This is a genomic window from Dietzia sp. DQ11-44, from assembly GCF_014145205.1.
Classification (GTDB): Bacteria; Actinomycetota; Actinomycetes; order Mycobacteriales; family Mycobacteriaceae; genus Dietzia; species Dietzia natronolimnaea.
Map to the genome: position 1 here is coordinate 1 of NZ_JAALEC010000291.1, position 3,823 is coordinate 3,823.

Annotated in this window: 5 protein-coding genes; 4 read left to right on the plus strand and 1 reads right to left on the minus strand. The window is 70.0% G+C overall.

Going from position 1 to position 3,823, the window contains the following annotated elements:
- Window positions 1-305 (minus strand): TetR family transcriptional regulator (locus G6018_RS17365; protein WP_182639344.1); only part of this gene is annotated, 305 nt, incomplete at its 3' end.
- Between the two features lie 252 nt (window positions 306-557).
- On the opposite strand from G6018_RS17365, the gene G6018_RS08065 reads away from it, so the two are divergent.
- The 4 genes from G6018_RS08065 to G6018_RS08080 all read left to right on the plus strand — a co-directional run.
- Window positions 558-1,706 carry an iron-sulfur cluster-binding domain-containing protein gene (locus tag G6018_RS08065; protein ID WP_179524741.1) on the plus strand — a complete coding sequence of 383 codons (1,149 nt, stop codon included), beginning with the start codon at window positions 558-560 and terminating at the stop codon, window positions 1,704-1,706.
- Between the two features lie 61 nt (window positions 1,707-1,767).
- On the plus strand, window positions 1,768-2,952 hold the full coding sequence (locus G6018_RS08070; protein ID WP_182639345.1) for an acyl-CoA desaturase: 1,185 nt from the start codon (window positions 1,768-1,770) through the stop codon (window positions 2,950-2,952).
- A 45-nt stretch (window positions 2,953-2,997) separates the two neighbouring features.
- A complete protein-coding gene (locus G6018_RS08075) occupies window positions 2,998-3,240 on the plus strand; it encodes a hypothetical protein (protein WP_179524739.1) in 243 nt (80 codons plus the stop codon).
- Between the two features lie 69 nt (window positions 3,241-3,309).
- Window positions 3,310-3,823 (plus strand): ribonuclease HI (locus G6018_RS08080; RefSeq protein WP_182639346.1); only part of this gene is annotated, 514 nt, incomplete at its 3' end.

Genomic DNA, 3,823 nt, shown 5'->3' on the forward strand with positions numbered 1-3,823 from the left:
TCCCGGACGGCGGCGGCCGAGGCCCGACCGGGCCAGTCCACGACGGGATCCGATGCCGGCCCTGCGACGAGGTCGTCGACGAGCTCGCCCAGCGCCTCGGCAGCCCCCGCCGCGATCTCGGTGGCCAGGGCGTCCACCGACTCGAAGTGCCGGTAGAACGCGGTGGGGACGATGCCCGCCTCGCGTGCGAGCTCGCGGACGACCAGGCCGGAGAATCCCCGCGTGGCCACCGCGTGGCGGCCCGCGGCAACGATGAGTGCACGTGTGTGCCGCTTCTGCTCCGCCCGGGTACCTGGTGTCGCCACGCCCGTGATGCTATCGCCTGAGGCCTGTATCCGCATGTGGGGAACCCCCCGTCGGAGTGTGACCCACGTGACAGCGGCGGGCCCCTTTCCATTTGAGAGAACGTATGTACACTCAAACTCGTCCGGTGGTCGAACCGGCCGGATACGCCCCCGTGGTGCAGCCGCGACCGTGAGGTCGGGACCGCACATCACGGCAGTAGGCCGCGTCCGACGGCGCACGACCACACCGACCACTACCTTCCGGAGTTCCTCATGACCGCCCCGACCATCAGCCGGCTCTTCTCCCGCGGGATCACCCGCACCCTGCTCACCCCGCACCCGGTGGAGCACTACGTCCGCTCACTCGGAGTGAGCTGGTCCGACGACCCGACCGGCGCGACGGTCGTCGCCGTCGACCGGCCCGTCTCCGACGTCACCGTCATCACGCTCCGGCTCCCGGCCGGGGTCGACCGGCCCGCCCCCGGAGCCGCTCTCGAGATCGGCGTGGTGGTCGACGGCGTCGTCCACCGCCGTCACTACTCCCCGGTGGACTCCGCCGCGCGGTCCGACGGCCTGGCGACGATCGCCGTCCGCCGGCATCCGGGGGGCGTGGTCTCCGAACACCTGTGGTCCGAGGCCGCTCCCGGGATGCGACTGCTCCTCGGGAACCCCGTCGGGGAGGTCACCCTCCCGGACGCACGCCCGACCGACGTGCTGTTGGTCAGCGGCGGCAGCGGCATCACCCCGATGCTCTCCATCGCCTCCACCCTCGCCGGGGAGGGCCACTGCGGGGAGGGGGCCACCGGCCGTGTCGCGTGGCTCCACTACGCCCGCCGGGTCGAGGACGTGCCGTTCCGCGACCGGATCCGCGAACTCTCGCGCGCCGGTGTCGAGGTCCGGGTGGTCCCCACCGTGGCACCGGACCCGTCAGACACCTCGGGCCACCCGGACCCGTCAGTCACCTCCGACCCGTCGTCGCGGGACCTGGTCGGCCACCTGACAGAGGGCCACCTCGACGAGGTGGCACCGTGGCACTCCGACGCCACCGTCTTCCTCTGTGGACCCGACGGCCTGGCCGACGGCCTGTCGGACGTCCTCGGAGCGGAGCGCTACGGGGACGTCCTCCGCGAGCGCTTCACCGCCTCCAACGGACCCGTGCCCGAGGGCGACGGCGGGACCGTCACCCACGTCAGGAGCGGTGTCGCCGCCCACAACTCCGGCACCACGCTGCTGGAGGGCGCGGAGGCCGCGGGGCTGTCCCCGAAGCACGGCTGCCGGATGGGCATCTGCCACACCTGCACCGCCGTCCGGGTCTCCGGCGCGACCCGCGACCTCAGGACGGGCGAGGTCGACACCGAGCCCGGTTGCCTGGTCCAGATCTGTGTCTCCGCGCCCGTGGGCGACGTCGAGATCGAGCTCTAGACCCCCCGACACCGTCACAACCCGACCCGTACCCACCGGAACGACCGGAAGGACTCCCGTCATGACCCTCCTGCAGCTCCCCACCATCCGCTCCACGAAGCCCAAGACCTCCAAGCCGAAAGCCACCGCCCCCGAGCCCGTGGTCCTGTCCGCCGAGTCGGTGGAGATCATCGGCCGTGAACTCGACGCCATCCGCGACCGCGTGGTGGCCGACCTGGGCACCGCCGACCGCGACTACATCCTCCGGGTGGTCCGCATGCAGCGTCGACTCGAGCTGACCGGGCGCGCCCTGATGTTCCTCGGCTTCCTGCCGCCCGCGTGGCTCGCAGGGGTGGCCGCGCTGAGCGCCTCCAAGATCCTCGACAACATGGAGATCGGCCACAACGTCATGCACGGCCAGTACGACTGGATGCGCGACGACATGCTCCATTCGTCCAGCTTCGAGTGGGACAACGTGTGCCCGTCCGACCAGTGGCGGCACTCGCACAACTACATGCACCACACGCACACCAACATCCTCGATCTCGACCGCGACATCGGATACGGCATCCTGCGCATGGAGTACGAGCAGAAGTGGACCCCGCTGCGCCTGGGTAACCCGCTGTACGCGTTCGGACTCATGATGGCGTTCGAGTGGGGCGTCATGCTCCACGACCTGGAGTACGACAACGTGCTCAAGGGCAAGCGCAAGTGGTCGGACGTCAAGGGCCTGCTCGCCGGCTGGTGGGGCAAGATGCGAGGTCAGGTCGCCAAGGACTACATCGTCCACCCGGCACTCACCGGGCCGCTGTTCCCGCTCACCTTCGCCGGGAACCTCACCGCCAACCTCGTCCGCAACGTCTGGGCGTTCTCGGTGATCTTCTGCGGGCACTTCCCCTCCGGCGCCCAGGTCTTCACCCAGGAGGAGACGGCCGAGGAGACCCGTGGCGAGTGGTATGTGCGCCAGATGCTCGGCTCGGCCAACATCTCGGGCAGCCCGTTCATGCACCTGGCCACCGGCAACCTCTCGCACCAGATCGAGCACCACCTCTTCCCCGATCTGCCCGCTCACCGCTACCCGGAGATCGCCGAGGAGGTCCGGGCGATCTGCGAGGAGCACGGCCTTCCCTACACGACCGGCCCGTTGTGGAAGCAGGTGGCCAATGTCTGGTCCAAGATGTTCCGGTTGGCCCTGCCGCTGCCGCCCACCCCGGCGGACACGCCGGCCGTGCTCATCGAGCGCAGGAAGGTGACACCCGCGGCCTGAGCCGGGGTACCTTCGTGGACACCACTGACGAAGGGAGCGGATCCGATGAGCGACTTCGAGCGCAACAAGGACCAGGTCCAGGCAGGTGTCCAGGCGGGGGCGTCCCTCGTCGGCCGGATCGCCGTCATCATCACCGACGCGGTCGGTTCCATCGCCAAGGAGGTCGGCGACTTCGTCACCGACGGGATCGAGATGAGGGAGGCGGCCCGGGCCGCCCGCCTCGACGAGCGCAAGCGCTCCCCCGCGATCGACCTGGACGGTATCGAGGACGGCGACCTCAACGGTTGAGGCCGCTGGTGACCCGATGACCGTGGCCGGTGGGTCCTCCCCCCGGCCACGGTGGCAGGATCGCTCGATGTGACGATCATCGCCGCCGCGGACGGCTCCGCTCTCGGTAACCCCGGCCCGGCCGGATGGGCCTGGTACATCGACGAATCGCGGTGGCGATGCGGCGGTTGGACACGGGGCACCAACAACCAGGGAGAGCTCACCGCGGTCCTGGACCTTCTTCGTCAGACCGCGCACTCCCCCGAGCCGCTGCACATCCTGTGCGACTCGCAGTACGTCATCAACTCGGTGACAAAGTGGATGGCCGGGTGGAAGCGCAAGGGCTGGAAGAAGGCCGACGGGAAGCCCGTCCTCAACGTCGAGGTCATGAAGGCGCTCGACGAGGCGATGAAGGGCCGCGAGGTCACCTTCGAGTGGGTCAAGGGTCACGCAGGACACGAGCTCAACGAGAAGGCGGACGTCCTGGCGAACGGGGCCGCCAAGGCCTGGGCGTCGGGTCGGGAGCCCGCGTCCGGCCCCGGGTTCCCGGGAGCTCGGTCGGTCGGTGCGGGTGGCGACCCGGCCGTCCCCCCCGCGGTCAACG